Origin of the sequence: Streptomyces sp. NPDC002054 (assembly GCF_040296685.1) — a bacterium.
Taxonomy (GTDB): domain Bacteria; phylum Actinomycetota; class Actinomycetes; order Streptomycetales; family Streptomycetaceae; genus Streptomyces.
Genome location: NZ_JBEOXT010000007.1, coordinates 51,402 through 71,015, shown reverse-complemented (window position 1 = coordinate 71,015; position 19,614 = coordinate 51,402). Strand labels below are relative to the sequence as shown.

The following is a 19,614-nucleotide window of genomic DNA, read 5'->3' as shown; positions in this document are numbered from 1 at the left end:
TATGCATCCGGACCAGCCACCCCACCGAGCCCTACTATCGGCTCGCCATGACAGCAGCAGGGAAGCATCAGGTGAGCCGGACCGAGACCACCCGGCGGGCCGCCGGCCGACAGGGCCGGGCCGGCATCAGGGACGTGGCGGCAGCGGCCGGCGTCTCGATCACAACCGTCTCCGACGCGCTCAATGGCAAGGGCCGGCTCCCGGACGCCACCCGCCGCCACGTCCGCGAGGTCGCCGACCGGCTGGGCTACCGCCCCTCCGCCGCCGCCCGCACCCTCCGTACCGGAAAGTCCGGCCTGATCGGCCTGACCGTGACGACGTACGGGGATGAACCTTTCACCTTCACCGAGTTCGCCTACTTCGCCGAGATGGCCCGGGCCGCCACCTCCGCCGCGCTCGCCCGCGGCTACGCCCTGGTCATCCTCCCCGCCACCTCCCGCCACGACGTCTGGTCCAACGTGGCCCTCGACGGCACCGTGGTCATCGACCCCTCCGACCACGATCCCGTGGTCTCCGAGCTGGTCCGCCAGGGCCTGCCGGTGGTCTCCGACGGGCGCCCGGCCGGCTCCCTCCCCGTCACCGCCTGGGTCGACAACGACCACGAAGCGGCCGTCCTCAACCTGCTCGACCACCTCGCCGCCGCCGGCGCCCGCCGGATCGGACTGCTCACCGGCACCACCACCGACACCTACACCCGGCTCTCCACCACCGCCTACCTCAGCTGGTGCGACCGGGTCGGCCAGGATCCCGTCTACGAGTCCTACCCCGCCCACGACCCGTGCGCCGGAGCCGTGGCCGCCGACCGGCTGCTCGCCCGGCCCGACCGCCCCGACGCCGTCTACGGGCTCTTCGACCCCAACGGCACCGACCTGCTGGCCGCCGCCCGCCGCTACGGCCTGCGCGTCCCCGAGGACCTGCTGCTGGTGTGCTGCAGCGAGTCCACCGTGTACGCGAACACCGAGCCGCCGATCACCACCCTCTCCCTCAAACCGCGCCGGATCGGAACCGCCGTGGTGCAGCTCCTGATCGATGCGATCGAGGGGGTCGACACCGGCCGGCCGGTGGAACAGGTGGTCCCGACCGAACTGATCGTCAGGACTTCTTCGCAGCGCAGGAAGCCCCGGACCACCGTCAGTCCGCCCCGCTCGCCGGCCCGCGACTGAGGCAATTCGGGAGAAAATAGGCGGAAGGCCCGGTTCCGCCCAGGATTCACCACCCCTGGTGCGTCACAGAGCGCGAGCTGCATTCCTATGATGGGCGCACGACATCACGGACCCTCCGGTCAGGAGGGCAGGAGGGTCCGCAGGTGTACGGCAGCGCGACGGTGGTGGAGGGGTCGATGACTCAGGGGGCCGGTCAGGGACCCGTAGTGCGGACGGACACGCTGCGGGACTTCCGAGTCCCCGCCGCCCCGGCCGTCACCGAGGCACCCGTGTACGGCGAATACCCCGCCTATTACGAGGACACCGCGCCCGTACCACCGGCCGTGCCACCCGCCGTTCCGTCCCAGCACGGGTACCGGCCCGCGTACGACGGACCCGACCCCCGCAGCGGCCAGGCGGCCCCGGTGGGCCAGGCGGGCCCCGTGAGCCGGACGGGCCCGGAGGGGTACGAGGAGCACGCGGAGTACGAGGACCCCGAGGGCTACACCCCGACCCAGCGCGACCTCCCGATCATCGGGCGCGGCGCGGCCGGCGGCCCCGGGGACACCGTCCAGGTCCAGTACGTCCCCCAGGACGCGCCGGACCAGGGCACCGGCCCCGGCCCGCTCTACGTGGTCGGGGATGTCCACGGCTACCTCGACGAGCTCGTCACCGAACTCCACGCCCAGGGCCTCATCGACGCCGACGGCCGCTGGTCCGCCGGCACCGCCCGGCTCTGGTTCCTCGGCGACTTCACCGACCGCGGCCCCGACGGCATCGGCGTCATCGACCTCGTGATGCGGCTGTCCGCCGAGGCCGCCGCCGCCGGCGGCTACTGCAAGGCCCTGATGGGCAATCACGAACTGCTCCTCATCGGCGCCAAGCGGTTCGGGGACACCCCCGTCTCCTCCGGCGCCGGCACCGCCACCTTCCAGGCCGCCTGGCTGCTCAACGGCGGTCAGCGCACCGACATGGAGCGCCTGGAGGACGTCCACCTCCAGTGGATGTCCCGGCTGGACGCGGCAGTCCTGGAGGACGGCCATCTGCTGCTGCACTCCGACACCACCGCCTACCTCGACTACGGCGACTCCATCGAGGACGTCAACGACAAGATCCACGAGCTGCTCAACCTCAACGACGCGGACGAGACCTGGGACCTGTTCCGCAAGTTCACCAAGCGGTTCGCCTTCCGCGACCAGGAGACCGGCCCCCTCGCGGTCCGCGAACTGCTGGACACCTACGGCGGCACGCGCGTGGTGCACGGGCACAGCCCCATCCCCTACCTGCTGGGCGAGGTCGGCACCGAGGACGGCGACGAAAGCCGCGGACCGGAGGCGGTGGACGGCCCGCACGTGTACGCGGACGGCCTCGCGATCGCCATGGACGGCGGAGTGACCATGGCCGGGAAACTCCTGGTCGTACAACTTCCGTTGAACGACTGATGGTTGCCATTTACGACAACCCCCTGTCAGTGGATGGCGCGATCGCTCTACCATCGCTCTATCCGTAGCAGGCTCTCCTCCGTTTGTGCCGGTCGCCCGGTGTGTCGCGCGGGCGGCACCGGCCCCTTCGGAGCATCGGGGGATGCACATGAACAACGCTGGGCACCTGCTGGCCGAAGACCGCCCGGAGTTCGATCGACTCCTCGACGAAGTACTGCGCACCGCGCACGATCGGCCCGAGCTCACCGCGCTCGGCGAACGCCTCAACGCGGAGCAGCTCCGCACCATGGCGACCAACGCCAGTGTGCTGCTGACCACCGCCGCCGCTGCCGAGTACGACCACTACGTGAAGGTACGGGGAGAACTGCGCGAGGCGGCCCTCGCGGCGCACTCGGCACACTCGGCGGCGGCCGATGTCGCGGCGGACGGCCCGGCCGGAGCGGGCATCGGCGCGATGGTCGCGGTGCTGGCCCCGGTCCTGGCCGGCACCGCCATGGTGATCTTCCTCCTGGTGGGCTGGATCATGAAGATGGTCGAGCCCGAGCCCGCCTTCGCCGAAACGATCCTCACCGCCGGATGGCTGTTCGGGGCACTGACCGTGGTGGGCCTGCTGTTCGCGGTGGTCGGCCTGCTGGTCACCGCCGTCCGCAACCGGGCGACGGAAGTGGCGGCCGATGCGTCGGAAACAGTGTCGGAGGAGGTCCTGCAGGCCCGCGAAGCCTGGCAGCACGCCCTGCTGGAGCGGGGCATCCTGCCGTTCCTGCGGGAGGCACTGGCCGATCCGGGGCCGGCCGGCGTTCCCGTACCGCGTACGCCGAAGGCCGGGCGCATCCCCGACCTGGGCTACACCCGGCCCGACTTCACCAGCCCGGGACCACCCTCACAGGGGTCCCGGCCCGGCTACACGGCCCCGGACTTCAGCAGTCCGGACTTCGACGGCCCCGCCTTCGGCCACCCCGACTCCGGCGACCCCGAGCACGAGCGGGACTAGGCGCGGACACCGACATCTGCACCGGCACCGGCACCGGCTAGCGGTCCCCGACGGGCCGACGCCGCAGGGCGGGCTCGGTCAGGGCGGCGGGCCGCCAGGCGCCGTCCGCCTGGTACAGGTTGGTACCGGGCGGCACGATCGCGTCGATCCGGTCGAGGGTCTCGTCGTCCGGCACCACCGACACCCCCTTCACCAGGGAGCGCAGCTGCTCCATGGTGCGCGGCCCGATGATCACCGAGGTGACCGCCGGGTGTACGAGCGGGAAGGCGACGGCAAGCTCCGGCAGGCTGCACCCGATGTCCTCCGCGACCTCGATCAGCTGTCCGGCAGCCGCCAGCTTGGCCAAGTTGCCGGGGATGGCGGGATCGAAGCGGGCCGGCGTCAGTGCGGCCCGCCCCCTGGTCAGGTCCACCTCCCGGCCCGGCCGGTACGCCCCGCTGAGGAATCCGGAGGCCAGCGGGCTCCAGGTCAGCACCCCCATCCCGTACCTCCGGGCGACCGGCAGCACGTCCTTCTCCACCCCGCGCGCGAGGATCGAGTACGGCGGCTGCTCGGTGCGGAAGCGCGGCAGCCCCCGCCGCTCGGACACGTGGTGGGCCTCGGCGATCTCCTCGGCGGGGAAGCTGGAGCAGCCGAAGGCGCGTATCTTCCCCTCCCGCACGAGGTCCCCGAGCACGCCGAGGGTCTCCTCGATGTCCGTCCGGGGGTCGGGCCGGTGCACCTGGTACAGGTCGATCCAGTCCGTGCCGAGCCGGGTGAGGCTCTCCTCCACCGCCTGCACCAGCCAGCGCCGCGAGTTCCCGCTCCGGTTGCGGCCCTCACCCATCGGGAAGTGCCCCTTGGTGGCAAGCACGACATCCTCGCGCCGGCGCCCCTTGAGCGCCTTGCCGACGATCGTCTCGGACTCCCCCGCGGAGTACATGTCGGCGGTGTCGACGAAGTTGATGCCCTCGTCGAGGGCCGCGTGGATGATCCGTACGCAGTCCTCGTGGTCGGGGTTGCCGACCGCCCCGAACATCATCGTGCCGAGGCAGTGCACGCTCACCTCGATGCCGGTCCCGCCCAAGTTCCTGTATCGCATCGTCATACCGGCGCACCCTACGAGTTGGAGTGCACTCCAGCTCAACCCCTGGCGCGGCAACACACGGCGCTGCCCGGGAGATCCGTCGTGGATCTCCCGGGCAGCGCCATTCCCCCCGGTCGGTGGCTCGCGGTCACCCGCCCTCGGGTCAGTCCGCCAGCGGCAGGTAGACCCGGTTGCCCGCAGCGGCGAACTCGGCGGACTTCTCCGCCATGCCCGCCTGGATCTCGTCGGCCTTCAGGTCCCCGCCGTGCTCACGGCGGATGTCCTGGGAGATCTTCATCGAGCAGAACTTCGGACCGCACATGGAGCAGAAGTGCGCGGTCTTGGCCGGTTCGGCCGGAAGCGTCTCGTCGTGGAACTCACGGGCCGTGTCCGGGTCCAGGGCCAGGTTGAACTGGTCCTCCCAGCGGAACTCGAAGCGGGCGTCCGACAGGGCGTCGTCCCATTCCTGGGCACCCGGGTGGCCCTTGGCCAGGTCCGCCGCATGCGCCGCGATCTTGTATGTGATGACACCGGTCTTCACGTCGTCGCGGTTGGGCAGGCCCAGGTGCTCCTTGGGCGTCACGTAGCAGAGCATCGCCGTGCCCCACCAGGCGATCATCGCGGCGCCGATGCCCGAGGTGATGTGGTCGTAGGCCGGGGCGACGTCCGTGGTCAGCGGGCCCAGGGTGTAGAACGGGGCCTCCTCGCAGATCTCCTGCTGGAGGTCGATGTTCTCCTTGATCTTGTGCATCGGGACGTGGCCCGGGCCCTCGATCATCGTCTGGACGTTGTGCCGCTTGGCGATCGTGTTCAGCTCGCCCAGCGTCTTCAGCTCGGCGAACTGTGCCGCGTCGTTGGCGTCCGCGATGGAGCCGGGGCGCAGCCCGTCGCCCAGCGAGTACGTGACGTCGTACGTCGCCAGGATGTCGCAGAGCTCCTCGAAGTTCGTGTAGAGGAAGTTCTCCTTGTGGTGCGCCAGGCACCAGGCCGCCATGATCGAGCCGCCGCGGGAGACGATGCCGGTCTTGCGGCGGGCGGTCAGCGGGACGTACGGCAGCAGCACGCCGGCGTGCACCGTCATGTAGTCGACGCCCTGCTCGGCCTGCTCGATGACCGTGTCCTTGTAGATCTCCCAGGTCAGGTCCTCGGCCTTGCCGTCGACCTTCTCCAGCGCCTGGTAGAGGGGCACGGTGCCGATCGGCACGGGGGAGTTGCGCAGCACCCATTCGCGGGTGGTGTGGATGTTGCGGCCGGTGGAGAGGTCCATGACCGTGTCCGCGCCCCAGCGGGTCGCCCAGGTCATCTTCTCCACCTCCTCCTCGATGGAGGAGGTCACAGCGGAGTTGCCGATGTTGGCGTTGACCTTCACCAGGAACCTCTTGCCGATGATCATCGGCTCGATCTCCGGGTGGTTCACGTTCGCCGGCAGCACCGCGCGGCCGGCCGCGATCTCCTCGCGGACGACCTCGGGGGAGACGTTCTCGCGGATCGCGACGTACTCCATCTCCGGGGTGATCTCGCCGCGGCGGGCGTACGCGAGCTGGGTGACGGCCTGGCCGTCGCGGCCCCGGCGGGGCTGCCGGGGCCGGCCCGGGAAGACCGCGTCGAGGTTCTTGAGGCCACCGCGCGGCGAGGTGTGCTTGATGCCGTCGTCCTCCGGGCGGACCGGGCGGCCGGCGTACTCCTCGGTGTCACCGCGGCCGATGATCCAGTTCTCGCGCAGCGGCGCGAGTCCGCGCCGGACGTCGGTCTCGATCTGCGGGTCGGTGTACGGGCCGGAGGTGTCGTACAGCGTGACGTCGCGGCCGGTGGTCAGGTGGACCTGGCGAACCGGCACCTGAATGTCGGGGCGGGATCCCGTGACGTATCCCTTGTGCCAGCCCGGCTTGCGCTCGGCCTGACCGGCCTGATCGGCCTGGCCGTCCTGGCTGGTGGCAGGCGTGCGTGCATCCTGAATGGTCATGAGACCTATCTCCCTACGCCGGCATTACCCGGTAACAGGTTCGGCGGTCGGCGCAGCCTCCTCCCGTACGTGCGTACGGTGATCAGCGCCCTCTCAGCCCGGTGCTCCGAGCTCCCGCGTTGTGCAAAGTAGCCCCCACGCTAGCGTCATGTGTGGCGTGCTGAACAGTGGGCCCCCTCATCTCTTGCGATGATCAGGCGGTGACGCCCATGCCTCAGCCCCCCAACGACCCCATGGATCCCACTGGCCACTTCGGCCACGGGGAGCACGGAGACGGCCCGGATCACGGCCAGGATCACGGACCGGGAAACGGACCCGGAAACGGGCCAGGAAACGGACATGCGCACGGGCACGGTCACAGTCACGGGCACAGTCACGGGCACGGGCCGGCGGCCCCCGTCTCGCAGCATCTGCGGAGGGTGATCGCCGCTGTCCTGGTCCCCTTCGCCACCGCTGTCGTGGTCGGTCTGGTGGTGCTGTGGCCGGGCGGCGCTCCTGCCCACGAGCGCACCGGAGTCGGCTTCGACCGGCAGACCCAGCAGGCCACCGTGATCGCCCTGCAAACGGTTGACTGTGCATCAGTGAACGCCGCTCAGGTGCCGCCCACCGGGAACCCCACCGCACCGCAGGGGCGCGAGGCGCAGGCCGGACAGAACGGCCAGTGCAAGAAGGCCACGGTCGAGATCGGCACCGGCCCGGACCGGGGCCGCACCTTCGTCGAGGTCGTCCAGCCCGGCGCCCCGCGACAGCTGGAGAAAGGTCAGGGAGTGGTCGTCGCGTACGCGCCGGACGCCCCGCGGGACCTCCAGTACTCGGTGATCGACGTGAACCGGAAGTTCCCGATCGCCCTGCTCGCCGGCGTCTTCGCCCTCGTGGTGGTCGCGGTCGGCCGACTCCGCGGAATGTTCGCACTGATCGCACTCGCGATCAGCTTTGGCATCCTGACCCTATTCATCCTGCCGGCCATCCTGCAGGGCTCGAACCCGTTGGTCGTCGCGGTGGTCGGGGCCAGCGCCATCATGCTGATCGCCCTCTACATGTGCCACGGCCTGACCGCCCGCACCTCGGTCGCCGTGCTCGGCACGCTGGTCTCGCTGCTCCTGATCGGGGTGCTGGGCTCACTGCTCATCGACTGGGCGTTCCTGTCCGGCAACACCGACGACAACACCGGGCTGATCCACGGGCTCTACCCGGACATCGACATGAGCGGCCTGCTGCTCGCCGGTGTGATCATCGGATCGCTCGGCGTGCTCGACGACGTGACGATCACTCAGACCTCGGCGGTCTGGGAACTGCACCAGGCCGATCCGAAGATGGGACCGCGCGAGCTCTACCGGGCGGGGATCCGGATCGGCCGCGACCACATCGCGTCCGTGGTCAACACCCTGATCCTCGCCTATGCGGGTGCGGCCCTCCCGCTGTTGCTGCTGTTCTCGATCGCCAACAGCAGCATGGGGGCGGTTGCCAACAGCGAGCTGGTTGCGGAGGAGATCGTCCGGACCCTGGTGGGCTCCATCGGACTGGTGGCCTCGGTTCCGGTGACCACGGTGCTGGCGGCCCTGGTGGTCTCGGCGGACCGGCCGGAATCCCCGGCCACCGCCTCGGCCGCGGCGGCCGGTTCGGTCGGCTCGGCCGGGTCGGGCACGGGCCGCGGCGGTCGGGGCCGCCGCCGGCGCAAGCGCTGACGGCGGCTCGGCTCGTGCGCGCCCGGGGGAAGGGCGGCGCCTCGGGTGGGGGTGGTTCGGGTGGGGATGGTTCGGGTGGGGGTGCTCAGCGTGTCGGCACGCCGAGCCGTCAAGCTACGCCGTACGTACGCCGGGTGGGTCAGCCGGCGTTCTGTTCGTTCTGCTGCGCCCCGGCGAGGATCTTGCCGAGCGCGTCGTCGAGGTGCTCCTCGAAATCGCCGAGGTTGCGCTCCTGACCGAGCGGCACGATCCGGTCGGTCCGGTCGAGGAAGGCGACCAGCGGCGCCGCACCGGCCCGGAACAGGGCCCGGTCACTGCCGACCTGAAGCCGGATGTGGACATCGGAGAGTTCCTCGGGGTGGGTGGGGGCGATGTGCACATCGCCGTCACCGCACGGCTTGTTGATGCCGTCGAGGAGAAGCTCCCTGCCGAACGCCCAGGTCACGGGCGCATCGCCAGGAAGGTGGAACGTCAGGCGTACTGCGTAGGGGTCACGAGCTTCGTACCGGAGTTCCACCGGGATCCGGAACGAGAGTTCCTCCGAAACGAGGAAGCTCATCATGACCTCTGCCTGTACCGACTCGCGCATTGCCTACCCCGCAGTGATTGACGTGGCCAGGAATGGTCCCCCAGGGCCCTCTTGACAATCGTGGTGGACGCGCTAGCAGATCACAAGGAGTGAGTTTTCAGATACTGATAGAGAAGGAGAGCGTGCTCAACAGCGCGCCTACTTCACTCCGTAGCCGATCGACTGCATACAGCAACCGGTCTTCTTGGTGCAGAGGGAGCGAAATAGCCATGGTCGCGGCCGTATCTCCGGCCGTGATCGGGATGGCTGCACAGACCGTGCCCAGGGCGTACTCCTGACGCTCGGTGACGGGCTGCATCCGTTCCATGGCGGAAATTCGCTGTTCCATCGCCCGCATGTCCGCAACCGTGTACGGAGTGATCGCCTCCACCGGGTGGCGGTCGTAATGGTCCCGGCGGGCCTTTTCGTCGAGCTGGCCGAGCAGGCACTGCCCGATGGCGTGCGCATGCCCGGTCTCCCGGAAGCCGGCCCATTCCTCGCAGGCGGGATTGGCCGGGGTGTCCGCGACCCCGACCACCTCGATTTCACCCTCGCGGTACACCGCGAAGTAGACGGGCGCCCCGACCACGTCCCGGAAGTGGGCGAGCGAATCGAGGATCATGCTGCGACGTTTCTGCTGCAGTCCGCCACCGGCCAGCCGACCGGCAGCGTCGCCGAGCACGAAGACCCCGCTCTGCCGGCGCAGATAGCCCTCGTGGGTGAGCGTGCGCAGCAGGTGGTACGCGGTGGGAAGCGGGAGCCCGGCCTCGCGTGCCAGTTGTTTCGCCGGGGCTCCCTCCCTATGGGAACCGGCGGCTTCGAGCAGTCTCAGCGCCCGCTGCACCGAACCGATCAGGGTCGGTACAGCGGCATTGTGAACCGTGGACAAAGCTCACCCCCAGGCGTGGCGGCGGGCCTTGGGGGACCCGCCCTGCGGGGGCCGCCCCCGCTTGCGCCGAATCTCCCGGCTGCGGTGCCCAGGGTCGGCACAGATTGCCACTGTATCCGCCGATCCATGAGGTGTGAGCGGTTTGCCGGGGCACGTTCCCTCACCTGGGTTAATCCGGCGGGATCTACCAGTCCGTAGAAGAGGACTTCGCGCCGCTGCCCGCCCCGGTGAACTTCTTGACCACGAATACCAGACCGCCGACGAGGGCGACGAACACCAGCAGCTTGAACACAAGTCCGATGAGTGCACCCAGGATGCTGGTGATGACGCCGCCGAACACGAACAGTGCCAGCAGCGGAACGGCGATCCACTTCACCCACCAGGGCAGGCCTGCGAATATCTGCCGGATGCCGTCCATGGCTTCAACCTCTTCCTCGTCCGTGACTTCCTGTCTTCGATGCTAGGAGCGCGGGCCGCGGAAAAGGGGCCCGCATGCCCCCGCAGTTCCCTGATCCGCCCCCTAGGGGGACACCGAAGGCAACCCTCAGCCCTCCGGGGGAGAGAACACCACCAGCACCTTCAGGTCCTCGCTGATGTGGTGGAACCTGTGCGGCACCCCGGCCGGAACGTAGACCACGCTGCCCCGGGCCACCGTCGTCGTCTCCTCCCCCACGGTGATCGAAGCCCGGCCGCTGACCACGAAGTACACCTCGTCCTGCCGGTGCGGTGACTGCGGATCGGTCTGTCCGGCGTCGAGCGCATACAGCCCCACGGACATGTTCCGCTCCCTCAGGAACTGCAGGTACGCGCCCTCGTTCGCGATCCGCTCCGCTTCGAGCTCATCCAGCCGGAACGCCTTCATGCTCCTCGTGACCCTTTCTTACGCTTCTCTGCAACGATCGGACTCATGACGAATTTCGTAATCAAGACGCTCGCCAACGCGGCTGCCCTGGCCGTGGCCATCTGGCTGGTCTCCGGCATCACCTTGACCGGGGAGAGCACCGGCCGCAAGGCTCTCACCCTGATCTTGGTCGCGCTGGTCTTCGGCCTGGTCAACCTCATCGTCAAACCGGTGGTGAAGCTGCTCTCGCTGCCGCTGTTCATCCTCACCCTCGGACTGTTCACCCTGGTCGTGAACGCACTGATGCTGATGCTGACCTCCTGGCTGGCCGACAAGCTCGATCTCAGCTTCCACGTCGACGGGTTCTGGACCGCCCTCATCGGCGCCCTGATCATCTCCATCGTCTCCTGGGCCGTGAACCTGGCCCTGCCCGACCGGAGCTGAGCCGCCCGTGTACCGCGTCTGCTTCGTCTGCACCGGCAACATCTGCCGCTCGCCCATGGCCGAGTCGGTCTTCCGCGCACAGGTCGCCGAGGCCGGCCTGGAGGGCCTGGTCCGGGTCGACAGCGCCGGCACCGGCGGCTGGCACGAGGGCGACGGCGCCGACCCGCGCACCGTCTCCGTCCTCGAATCGGCCGGCTACCCGCAGGACCACCGGGCCCGGCAGTTCCGGGCCGCCTGGTTCGCCGAGCTCGACCTCGTCATAGCCCTCGACACCGGCCACCTGCGCGATCTCCGCCGGCTGGCCCCCACCCCCGCGGACGCCGCCAAAGTACGGCTGCTGCGCTCGTACGACCCGGCCGCCGACCCCACCGGCGGCGAAGCGGACCTGGACGTGCCGGACCCGTACTACGGCGGGCTCGACGGTTTCGAGGAGTGCCTGGAACTGGTCGAGGCCGCGAGCGTCGGCCTGCTGGAAGCCGTACGCCTGGCAGTGAAGGAACTGAACACATGACCCCCTCCCCCCTCGGCCCCCCTCACGGCTCCCCGCTCGGCGACGGCACCCGGGCCGTCCGCGCCGGTCTCCCCGAGCCGGTCAAGAACCAGCCCACCCTGCCGGGACCGGTCTTCGCCTCGCACTTCCACCTGCCCGGCGAGGTCGACGGCCCGTACACCTACGCCCGCGAGGCCAACCCCACCTGGACCCTGCTGGAACGGGCCATCGGGGAACTCGAAGCACCCCGTGACGGCTCCGCCGACGCCCCGGAGACGGTCGTCTTTGCCTCCGGCATGGCCGCCGTCTCCGCCGTGCTTCTCTCTCAGGCAAGCGCCGGCGACACCGTGGTGCTGCCCGACGACGGCTACCAGGCGCTCCCCCTGGTCCGCGAACAGCTCCAGGCCTACGGAGTCCATGTCCGCACCGCACCCACCGCCGCGGACGCGCAGCTCGAGGTCCTCGACGGAGCCCGGCTGCTGTGGATCGAATCCCCTTCCAACCCGGGGCTCGAGGTGTGCGACATCCGCCGGCTGACCGAGGCCGCACACGCAGGCGGCACCCTGGTCGCTGTCGACAACACCCTCGCCACCCCGCTCGGCCAGCGGCCCCTGGAACTCGGCGCGGACTTCGCCGTGGCCAGCGGCACCAAGGGGCTCACCGGCCACGGGGACCTGCTGCTCGGCTACGTCGTCTGCCGGACCCCCGAACTCGCCGCCCGGATCCGGCAGTGGCGCAAGATCGTCGGCGCGATCCCCGGCCCCATGGAGGCCTGGCTCGCCCACCGCTCACTCGCCACCCTCCAGCTGCGCACCCACCGCCAGTGGGCCAATGCGCTCGCCGTCGCCGAGGCCCTGGCCGCCCGCCCCGACGTGGCCGGGCTCCGCCACCCGGGCCTGCCCGGAGACCCGTCCCACAAGACCGCCACCCGGCAGATGCACGGCTACGGCTCGGTGGTGTCGTTCACCCTCTCCGACCGCGCGCACGCCGACCGCTTCCTGCGGGCGCTGACCCTGGTCGAGGACGCCACCAGCTTCGGCGGCGTGCGCTCCACCGCCGAACGGCGGGGGCGCTGGGGCGGGGACGCCGTCCCCGAGGGCTTCATCCGCTTCTCCGCCGGCGCCGAGGACACCGAGGATCTGGTCGCCGACGTGCTCAGGGCACTGGACAGTGCAGCCGGCGAAGCCGGGCCGGCCGACAGCCGCTGACCTGGAACTCGCCGCCGCCGATGGACCCGAGGCGTTTCAGAACCGGAGTACTGGGCCACTCTTCTCCCATGACCGAACGTCCCGTGGTCAAACGCACCGCCCGCGCGATCCTGCTCGACGGTGATGACCTGATCCTGATCAAGCGCACCAAGCCCGGAACCGACCCGTATTGGCTGACCCCCGGCGGCGGGGTGGAGCCCTCCGACGCCACCGTCGTCGATGCCCTGCACCGCGAGGTCCACGAGGAACTCGGCGCGAAAATCACCGATGTGGTGCCCTGCTTCGTGGACACCGTCGAGCACATCGCCGCCGGCGGCGTGACGGGCTGCAAGGTGCAGCACTTCTTCGTCTGCCGGCTCGAATCCATGGACCCCAGCCTGCGTCACGGCCCCGAGATCGAGCATCCCGAAGGCGAGTACGAGATCGTCCGGGTGCCCTTCAGCCGGGTCGGCATCGCCGCGGTCCATCTGGTCCCGCTGTCCCTGCGGCACTACCTCGACGGAAACATCGAGGGCGTCCGCGCCATGCACGCACCCGACCTGGGCTGAAACCCCCGCGGCTGAGGGGCCCTCGGCCCCTCAGCCCGCCACACCCGCCCCGGCCAGTTCCTCGACCTCGTCGTGGCGGATCCTTTCTCTCGGTATCCCGATCCGCCTGAGCGCATCCACCCCGCTCCGGATCAGCCCGGGCGGACCCGATATGAACGCGTCGTACGAGTTCCACGGCCCGTGCCGGCCCACCGCCTGGGGCAGCTGCCCAGCCAGCCCCTCGCCCACCACCGGCCGCACCGACAGCCACGGATGCGAACGCTGCAGGCCCAGCAGGGTGTCCTTGTCGTACAGGTCGCTGTCGCAGCGCGCCCCGAAGAACACCTCCACCGGACGCCGCTCACCGTGCTCGGCCACGTCCTCGATGAGTGCCTTGATCGGGGCGATGCCGGTGCCGCCTCCCAGACACAGCATCCCGTTGTCCGTGCTGTGGTCCACCACCATCGAACCGGCCGGCGGCCCCAGCCGCAGCACGTCCCCCGGCCGAGCGTGCCGGACCAGGGCATTGGAGACCCAGCCCGCCGGCACCGCCTTGACGTGGAAGGACAGCAGCCCGTCCGCCCGCGGCGCCGAAGCGAAGGAGTAGTGCCGCCACACCCGGGGCCACCACGGTGTCTCCAGGCTCGTGTACTGCCCCGCCAGGAAGGCATACGGCCGGTCGGGACGGACCGTCACCACCGCGATGTCCGCGGTCCGCAGATCGTGGGAGACCACCTCGGCCTGCCACCACGCCGGGGCACGCTGCTCGTCCTGGGCCGCCGCATCGATCATGATCTGGGAGATCGCCGTATACGCCCGCACCCAGGCGGCCTCCGCCTCCGGCCCCCAGGTCCGCTCGGCAAACCGGGCCAGGGCCCCGATCAGCGCCTCGCCGACCACCGGATAGTGCGCGGCCTGGGTGCCGTACTTGCGGTGTCCCGTGCCCAGCCTGCGCAGATACGGGGTGAGCACCTCCGGGTTGTCGATGTGCTCGGCCGCCGTCAGCAGCGCCTTCAGCAGCCGGTCGCGCTGGACGTCCATCGCCGCCGGGAACATCGACCGCACTTCGGGGTGCCCCATGAACACCAGCGCGTAGAAGTAGGAGGTCACCTTGTCGGCAACGGGCGCTATCTCCGTAAGAGTGCGGCGGATGAGCACGGCATCGGGGGAGGGCTCCATGACTTCGCAGCATGCCAGCAGGACACCGGCCCCGCGGGCATTTGCGCAAAATCCACGCTGCGAACCCACTTCCCCCTTACGATGTCCCAACTCCCGGGCGTGCCACAGCCACCAGCTGATAAGCCTCCCGAAGGTCCCGCCCCTGGTACACGTGCGTGGCGCGCTCCGCGAGATACGGCCGTGCATTCACCGCCACCGAGACCGGCACCGCCCCGAAGAGCACGGCATCGGTCATCGAATCCCCGTAGGCCACACAGTCCGCCCGGCCCACTCCGAACCGCTCGCACAGCCGGTCCGCAACTGTCACCTTGCCCTCCGGCGTGAGGATCCCGGTCACATCCACCGGCCGCGTGAACGGCACCTCCGGAAAGACCGAGCCGTGTGCCGCATGTGCACCCCACTCCAGCAGGAGCTCCACAAAGAAGGACGGGGACAGCGAGATCACCGCGCAGTACTCGCCCCGCGCACGGATCTCCCGCCAGACCTCACGGATGCCCGCCAGCCACGGCGCTCCCTCAAACGCGGCCCGCACATGCTCGGGCGTCAGATGGGCCCACAGCGCGTGCACCCCCACCGCGAACTCCGGCGGCCCGATCTCCCGCGCGCTGAACGCCCGCTCCAGCTCCGCGATCTCCGCCAGCAGCCCCAGCTGCCGGGACAGCTCCACCGGCGCCGCCGATCCGTACATCAGGGTGCCGTCGAGGTCGAAGAGGTGCAGGCGGGTCATAGCCCTCGAGGCTAGTGGGTCCGTTTCACGTGAAACACCGTGTTTCACGTGAAACACCAAATCCTCTGGACGCCCCCCGGCCGGTGATCCACTCTGGGCCGGTGACACCATCACACCTCACCGACCAACCGATCCGCCCGCTGACCGTAGGCGATCTCGCCCGCTGCGCCGATCTCTCCGTAGACCGCGGCTGGCACCGGGAAGACCACAAGTGGTCCCTGCTGCTCACCGCGGGCACCGGATACGGCATCGACGCACCCGACGGACAGGGCCTCGCCGCCGCCTGCACGGTCACCCGCTACGGCACGGCCCCCGACCTCGCGGCCATCGGCATGGTCCTCGTCGCCGAGCGCTACGCCCGCCAGGGCCTCGGCCGACACCTGATGACCCAGGTGTGCGACGGGGTCCTCAAGGGCATCCCGCTCACCCTCCATGCCACCCCCTACGGCCGCCCCCTCTACGAGCAACTCGGCTTCACCACCGTCGGTCACGCCGAGATGCTCCGCGGCAGCTTCCGTCCCGAGCCCGGCATCGACACCTCCCCGGTCCGGCCGGCCGTCGCCGCCGACCTGCCGCACATCCTGCGCCTGGACCACGAGGTCCACGGCACCGACCGAACCCACCTCCTCGCCCGGCTCCCGGCCTTCGCCGACCAGCTGCTGGTCTCCGAGGACCGCACAGGCGCCCTCACCGGCTACGCCGCGGCCTGGCCCAATACCGACAGCGACGTGATCGGCCCGCTGATCGCCGCCGACGTCCCGACCGCCAAGGCCCTGGTCACCGCCCTCGCCGCCGGCACCGATCGGCCCCTGCGCACCGACATCGACGTACGCCACGAGGACCTGGTGAGCTGGCTGACCGCCCGCGGCCTGGAGTCGATCGCCGACAACACCGTGATGACCCGCGCGCTCCCGGCACTGCCCGGGATCTGGACCCGCCGCTTCGCGCCCCTCACCGTCGCCGCCTGACGGCACACCGGAAGGAAAGACACCACCATGACCGACCTGACCATCCGGCCCGCCACCGAGGACGACCTGCCCGCGATCGTCGCCATGCTCGCCGACGATCCGCTCGGCGCCACCCGTGAGTCCCTGGAGGACCTCACCCCCTACCGGGACGCGCTCCAGCGGATGGCCAAGGACCCCCATCAGCGCGTCGTGGTCGCCGTGCGCGACGACCGTGTGGTGGGCACCCTGCAGCTCACCCTCATTCCCGGTCTGTCGCGGAAGGGGGCGACCCGCGCCCTGGTCGAGGGCGTCCGCGTCCACGCCGACGAACGCGGCAGCGGCCTCGGCACCCTGTTCATGGAATGGGCGATCGAGGAATCCCGCCGGGAGAACTGCGCTCTGATCCAGCTCACCTCCGACGCCAGCCGCACCGAAGCGCACCGCTTCTACGAGCGCCTCGGCTTCACCGCCTCCCACGTCGGCTTCAAGCTCCAGCTCTGAGCAGCCCGCGGGAGCGCGAACCGGCCGGTTAGCCGATGCCCCGCCAGCCCTCCGGGTCCACCCCGCCGGGCACCGGGGCATCCGGGTCGTAGGGCTGCCGCGTGAACACGAACGAGCACAGGTCCAGATGGCCGACCGTGCCGTCCGGCCGGCGCACCGCCCGCAGCGACTCGCCCGCGTAATAGCCCGCCAGACCCGTCCACGTACCGTCCGCGGCGGCCCGGAACCGGGCGGCCCGGCCCATCGCACTCACCGGGCTCAGTTCCAGCAGCCCGTCGGCCGTCAGGCGCAGTACGAATGGCGTGGTCCCCCAGTACCAGGGACCGACCAGGTCCAGCGCCACCGGATCCGCCTCCCGGAACGGCCGCCACGGCTCCGGGATCCGCGGCTCCGCCTCGGCCACCAGGCGCACCAGGTCCGCCGCCACCGTCGACGCGGGCAGCCCCGAGGTGCAGTTGGCCAGCACCACCGCCGCCACGTCGTCCGCCTCGCCGAACCACAGCCCGGCCACGAACCCCGGCAGCGAGCCGCTGTGCCCGGCCAGCTTGCGGCCACCCGACTCCAGCAGCTGCAGGCCCAGCCCGTAGCCGGCCTCGGCGATCCCCGGCTCCGGCGGCGAGGCCGCCGTACGCATCTCCCGCACCGACTCCGCGCCCAGCACCCGGTCGTCCCCCCGCATCAGGAACACCGCGAACCGCGCCAAGTCACGGGTCGTCGACCACAGTTGACCGGCCGCCGCCATCAGTCCCAGATCCTCCGCGGGCTCCGGCATCATCACGTCCGCCCACGGATGCACCGCCCAGCCCCCCGCATGCGGCTGCTCCGGCTGTGCGCTCGTCCGGTCCAGTCCGAGCGGCTCCAGCACCTCGGCTCGCAGCACCTCGGCCCACGGCCTGCCCCGGACCGCCTCCACCAGCGAACCCAGCAGGGTGTAGCCGGGGTTGGAGTAGTGGTGCCGACGCCCGGGTGCCTGCCGGAACGGCTGCGTGCCCAGCACGTCCGCCAGATCGGGCCGCAGCTCGGCGGGGGTCCGCTCCCACCACTCGCCGGGGGTCTCGGCGCCCAGCCCCGCCATGTGCGAGAGCAGCTGAGCGATGGTCACCTCGCCCACCCCGGTGCCCGGAAGATGCTTCTCCAGCGGGTCGCCGAGGTCCAGCAGCCCCTCGTCCCGCAGCCGCAGCACCAGCACTGCGGTGAAGGTCTTGGTGATCGAGCCGATCCGGTACTGCACGTCACCGTCCGGGCCGTGCCCGGGCATCATCGTCCGGGAACCCTCCCAGACGATCTCCCCGCCCCGGGCCACGGCCGCCGTCAGCGAGGGCGACCGCCCCTCGGCCTGGGCCACCGCAATGCGGTGGAGCAGCGACCGGCGGGTGGCAGGAAGCAGGGCCAGATCCTCAGGCATGTCAGTCATGCCGCGGATGCTACGTGTTGGCCATGTCCACGAACCGCGAATAATGACCTTGGAAAGCCACGGTGATGGTCGCGGTCGGACCGTTACGGTGCTTCGCCACGATCAGGTCCGCCTCGCCCGCGCGCGGCGACTCCTTCTCGTACGCGTCCTCACGGTGCAGCAGGATCACCATGTCCGCGTCCTGCTCGATGGAACCCGACTCACGCAGGTCCGAGACCATCGGCTTCTTGTCCGTCCGCTGCTCCGGGCCACGGTTCAGCTGGGACAGCGCGATGACCGGCACCTCGAGCTCCTTGGCGAGCAGCTTGAGGTTACGCGACATGTCCGAGACCTCCTGCTGACGGCTCTCGGGGCGCCGGGAGCCGCCCGACTGCATCAGCTGGAGGTAGTCGATGACCACCAGCGAGAGGTCGTTGCGCTGCTTCAGCCGACGGCATTTCGCCCGGATCTCCATCATCGACAGGTTCGGCGAATCGTCGATGTAGAGCGGCGCCGCCGAGACGTCCGGCATCCGCCGGGCCAGCCGCGTCCAGTCGTCGTCCGTCATCGTGCCCGACCGCATGTGGTGCAGCGCCACCCGCGCCTCCGCGGACAGCAGGCGCATCGCGATCTCGTTGCGGCCCATTTCGAGGGAGAAGATCACGCTCGGCAGGTTGCTCTTGATCGAGCAGGCCCGGGCGAAGTCCAGGGCAAGCGTGGACTTACCCATGGCCGGACGGGCCGCGATCACGATCATCTGGCCCGGGTGCAGGCCGTTGGTCAGCGAGTCCAGGTCGGTGAACCCGGTGGGCACCCCCGACATCTGGCCACTGCGCGAGCCGATGGCCTCGATCTCGTCGAGCGCGCCCTCCATGATGTCGCCGAGCGGCAGGTAGTCCTCGGAGGTCCGCTGCTCGGTGACCGCGTAGATCTCCGCCTGGGCGCTGTTGACGATCTCGTCGACGTCCCCGTCGGCCGCGTAGCCCATCTGCGTGATCTTCGTGCCGGCCGCCACCAGCCTGCGCAGCACCGCCCGCTCGTGGACGATCTCCGCGTAGTACTCGGCGTTCGCCGCCGTGGGCACCGACTGCACCAGCGTGTGCAGGTACGAGGCGCCGCCGACCTTGGCGATCTCACCCCGGCGGGTCAGTTCCGCGCCGACGGTGATCGGGTCGGCCGGCTCGCCCTTGGCGTAGAGGTCGAGGATCGCCTGGTAGATCGTCTCGTGGGAGGGACGGTAGAAGTCGTGGCCCTTCAGGACCTCGACCACATCGGCGATGGCGTCCTTCGACAGCAGCATGCCGCCGAGCACGGACTGTTCGGCGTCCAGGTCCTGCGGCGGAACCCGCTCAAAGCCGCCCCCGCCGTCCCAGGAACCGCCCTCGCGGCCCCGCTCGTGCTGTTCCTCGCCGCGGCCCCGGCCCTCTCCTCGGCGCGGGCGGGAGACGGGCAGACGGTCACTGGGACCACTGTCGGCCCAGGGGTCGTCCATGGGCTCGGAAATGCTCACCGGGCCGCCTCCTCCCGTCCGCAACGCGGACCTCGCCGTGCCACTCTTTCCTACGACACGGCTCTGACATGTAGGGCACCCGAACCGCGCTTCAGCGAGTC

General features: G+C 70.3%; 20 protein-coding genes. 10 read left to right on the top strand and 10 right to left on the bottom strand.

The genetic code is table 11. The features are described from left to right. Window positions 1-47: 47 nt before the first annotated feature. From ABT123_RS08425 to ABT123_RS08415, 3 genes are all read left to right on the top strand, one after another. Window positions 48-1,163: a LacI family DNA-binding transcriptional regulator gene (locus tag ABT123_RS08425; protein ID WP_351311080.1), complete on the top strand. Its 1,116-nt coding sequence runs from the start codon at window positions 48-50 to the stop codon at window positions 1,161-1,163. A 161-nt stretch (window positions 1,164-1,324) separates the two neighbouring features. Then, a complete protein-coding gene (locus tag ABT123_RS08420) occupies window positions 1,325-2,584 on the top strand; it encodes a metallophosphoesterase (protein ID WP_351311339.1) in 1,260 nt (419 codons plus the stop codon). A gap of 142 nt (window positions 2,585-2,726) precedes the next feature. Continuing rightward, window positions 2,727-3,575, top strand: coding sequence for a hypothetical protein (locus tag ABT123_RS08415; RefSeq protein ID WP_351311078.1), 849 nt, complete (start codon window positions 2,727-2,729; stop codon window positions 3,573-3,575). A gap of 37 nt (window positions 3,576-3,612) precedes the next feature. Here the strand turns inward: ABT123_RS08415 and ABT123_RS08410 are convergent, their stop codons facing one another. Further along, complete coding sequence (locus ABT123_RS08410; protein ID WP_351311337.1) at window positions 3,613-4,656, bottom strand: aldo/keto reductase; 1,044 nt, start codon at window positions 4,654-4,656, stop codon at window positions 3,613-3,615. A 148-nt stretch (window positions 4,657-4,804) separates the two neighbouring features. Further along, window positions 4,805-6,604, bottom strand: coding sequence for a phosphomethylpyrimidine synthase ThiC (thiC, locus tag ABT123_RS08405; protein WP_351311077.1), 1,800 nt, complete (start codon window positions 6,602-6,604; stop codon window positions 4,805-4,807). A 209-nt stretch (window positions 6,605-6,813) separates the two neighbouring features. Here thiC and ABT123_RS08400 point away from each other — a divergent pair, with 209 nt between their 5' ends. Then, entirely contained in the window at window positions 6,814-8,289 is a 1,476-nt protein-coding gene (locus tag ABT123_RS08400) for a YibE/F family protein (protein ID WP_502970910.1), read from the top strand. A 139-nt stretch (window positions 8,290-8,428) separates the two neighbouring features. Here ABT123_RS08400 and ABT123_RS08395 read toward each other — a convergent pair whose 3' ends face one another. From ABT123_RS08395 to ABT123_RS08380, 4 genes are all read right to left on the bottom strand, one after another. Further along, on the bottom strand, window positions 8,429-8,878 hold the full coding sequence (locus tag ABT123_RS08395; RefSeq protein WP_351311073.1) for an SsgA family sporulation/cell division regulator: 450 nt from the start codon (window positions 8,876-8,878) through the stop codon (window positions 8,429-8,431). A gap of 97 nt (window positions 8,879-8,975) precedes the next feature. Next, window positions 8,976-9,746, bottom strand: coding sequence for an IclR family transcriptional regulator (locus ABT123_RS08390; protein WP_351311071.1), 771 nt, complete (start codon window positions 9,744-9,746; stop codon window positions 8,976-8,978). 184 nt (window positions 9,747-9,930) lie between these two features. Continuing rightward, window positions 9,931-10,155: a DUF5326 family protein gene (locus ABT123_RS08385; protein ID WP_351311335.1), complete on the bottom strand. Its 225-nt coding sequence runs from the start codon at window positions 10,153-10,155 to the stop codon at window positions 9,931-9,933. 135 nt (window positions 10,156-10,290) lie between these two features. Continuing rightward, a complete protein-coding gene (locus ABT123_RS08380) occupies window positions 10,291-10,608 on the bottom strand; it encodes a cupin domain-containing protein (protein WP_351311069.1) in 318 nt (105 codons plus the stop codon). A 45-nt stretch (window positions 10,609-10,653) separates the two neighbouring features. On the opposite strand from ABT123_RS08380, the gene ABT123_RS08375 reads away from it, so the two are divergent. The 4 genes from ABT123_RS08375 to ABT123_RS08360 all read left to right on the top strand — a co-directional run bounded on the left by ABT123_RS08375 (window position 10,654) and on the right by ABT123_RS08360 (window position 13,277). Next, entirely contained in the window at window positions 10,654-11,031 is a 378-nt protein-coding gene (locus tag ABT123_RS08375) for a phage holin family protein (RefSeq protein ID WP_351311067.1), read from the top strand. A gap of 55 nt (window positions 11,032-11,086) precedes the next feature. Next, a complete protein-coding gene (locus tag ABT123_RS08370; RefSeq protein ID WP_502970909.1) occupies window positions 11,087-11,542 on the top strand; it encodes a low molecular weight protein-tyrosine-phosphatase in 456 nt (151 codons plus the stop codon). Further along, complete coding sequence (locus ABT123_RS08365; protein ID WP_351311064.1) at window positions 11,539-12,729, top strand: cystathionine gamma-lyase; 1,191 nt, start codon at window positions 11,539-11,541, stop codon at window positions 12,727-12,729. Before ABT123_RS08370 ends, ABT123_RS08365 begins: the two co-directional genes overlap by 4 nt. Window positions 12,730-12,797: 68 nt before the next feature. Next, window positions 12,798-13,277, top strand: a complete 480-nt coding sequence (locus ABT123_RS08360; RefSeq protein ID WP_351311062.1) for an NUDIX domain-containing protein — start codon at window positions 12,798-12,800, stop codon at window positions 13,275-13,277. A 30-nt stretch (window positions 13,278-13,307) separates the two neighbouring features. On the opposite strand, the gene ABT123_RS08355 is transcribed toward ABT123_RS08360, so the two are convergent. Both ABT123_RS08355 and ABT123_RS08350 read right to left on the bottom strand, forming a co-directional pair. Beyond that, entirely contained in the window at window positions 13,308-14,435 is a 1,128-nt protein-coding gene (locus ABT123_RS08355; RefSeq protein ID WP_351311061.1) for a globin domain-containing protein, read from the bottom strand. Window positions 14,436-14,511: 76 nt separating this feature from the next. After that, window positions 14,512-15,162 (bottom strand): HAD family hydrolase, encoded by a 651-nt coding sequence (locus tag ABT123_RS08350; protein WP_351311059.1) that lies wholly within the window; start codon window positions 15,160-15,162, stop codon window positions 14,512-14,514. Between the two features lie 101 nt (window positions 15,163-15,263). Here ABT123_RS08350 and ABT123_RS08345 point away from each other — a divergent pair, with 101 nt between their 5' ends. Then, window positions 15,264-16,130: a GNAT family N-acetyltransferase gene (locus ABT123_RS08345; protein WP_351311057.1), complete on the top strand. Its 867-nt coding sequence runs from the start codon at window positions 15,264-15,266 to the stop codon at window positions 16,128-16,130. 27 nt (window positions 16,131-16,157) lie between these two features. Next, a complete protein-coding gene (locus tag ABT123_RS08340; RefSeq protein ID WP_351311055.1) occupies window positions 16,158-16,610 on the top strand; it encodes a GNAT family N-acetyltransferase in 453 nt (150 codons plus the stop codon). 28 nt (window positions 16,611-16,638) lie between these two features. On the opposite strand, the gene ABT123_RS08335 is transcribed toward ABT123_RS08340, so the two are convergent. After that, window positions 16,639-18,024, bottom strand: coding sequence for a serine hydrolase domain-containing protein (locus ABT123_RS08335; RefSeq protein WP_351311053.1), 1,386 nt, complete (start codon window positions 18,022-18,024; stop codon window positions 16,639-16,641). 10 nt (window positions 18,025-18,034) lie between these two features. Beyond that, complete coding sequence (dnaB, locus tag ABT123_RS08330) at window positions 18,035-19,513, bottom strand: replicative DNA helicase (RefSeq protein ID WP_351311051.1); 1,479 nt, start codon at window positions 19,511-19,513, stop codon at window positions 18,035-18,037. Window positions 19,514-19,614 lie beyond the last annotated feature (101 nt).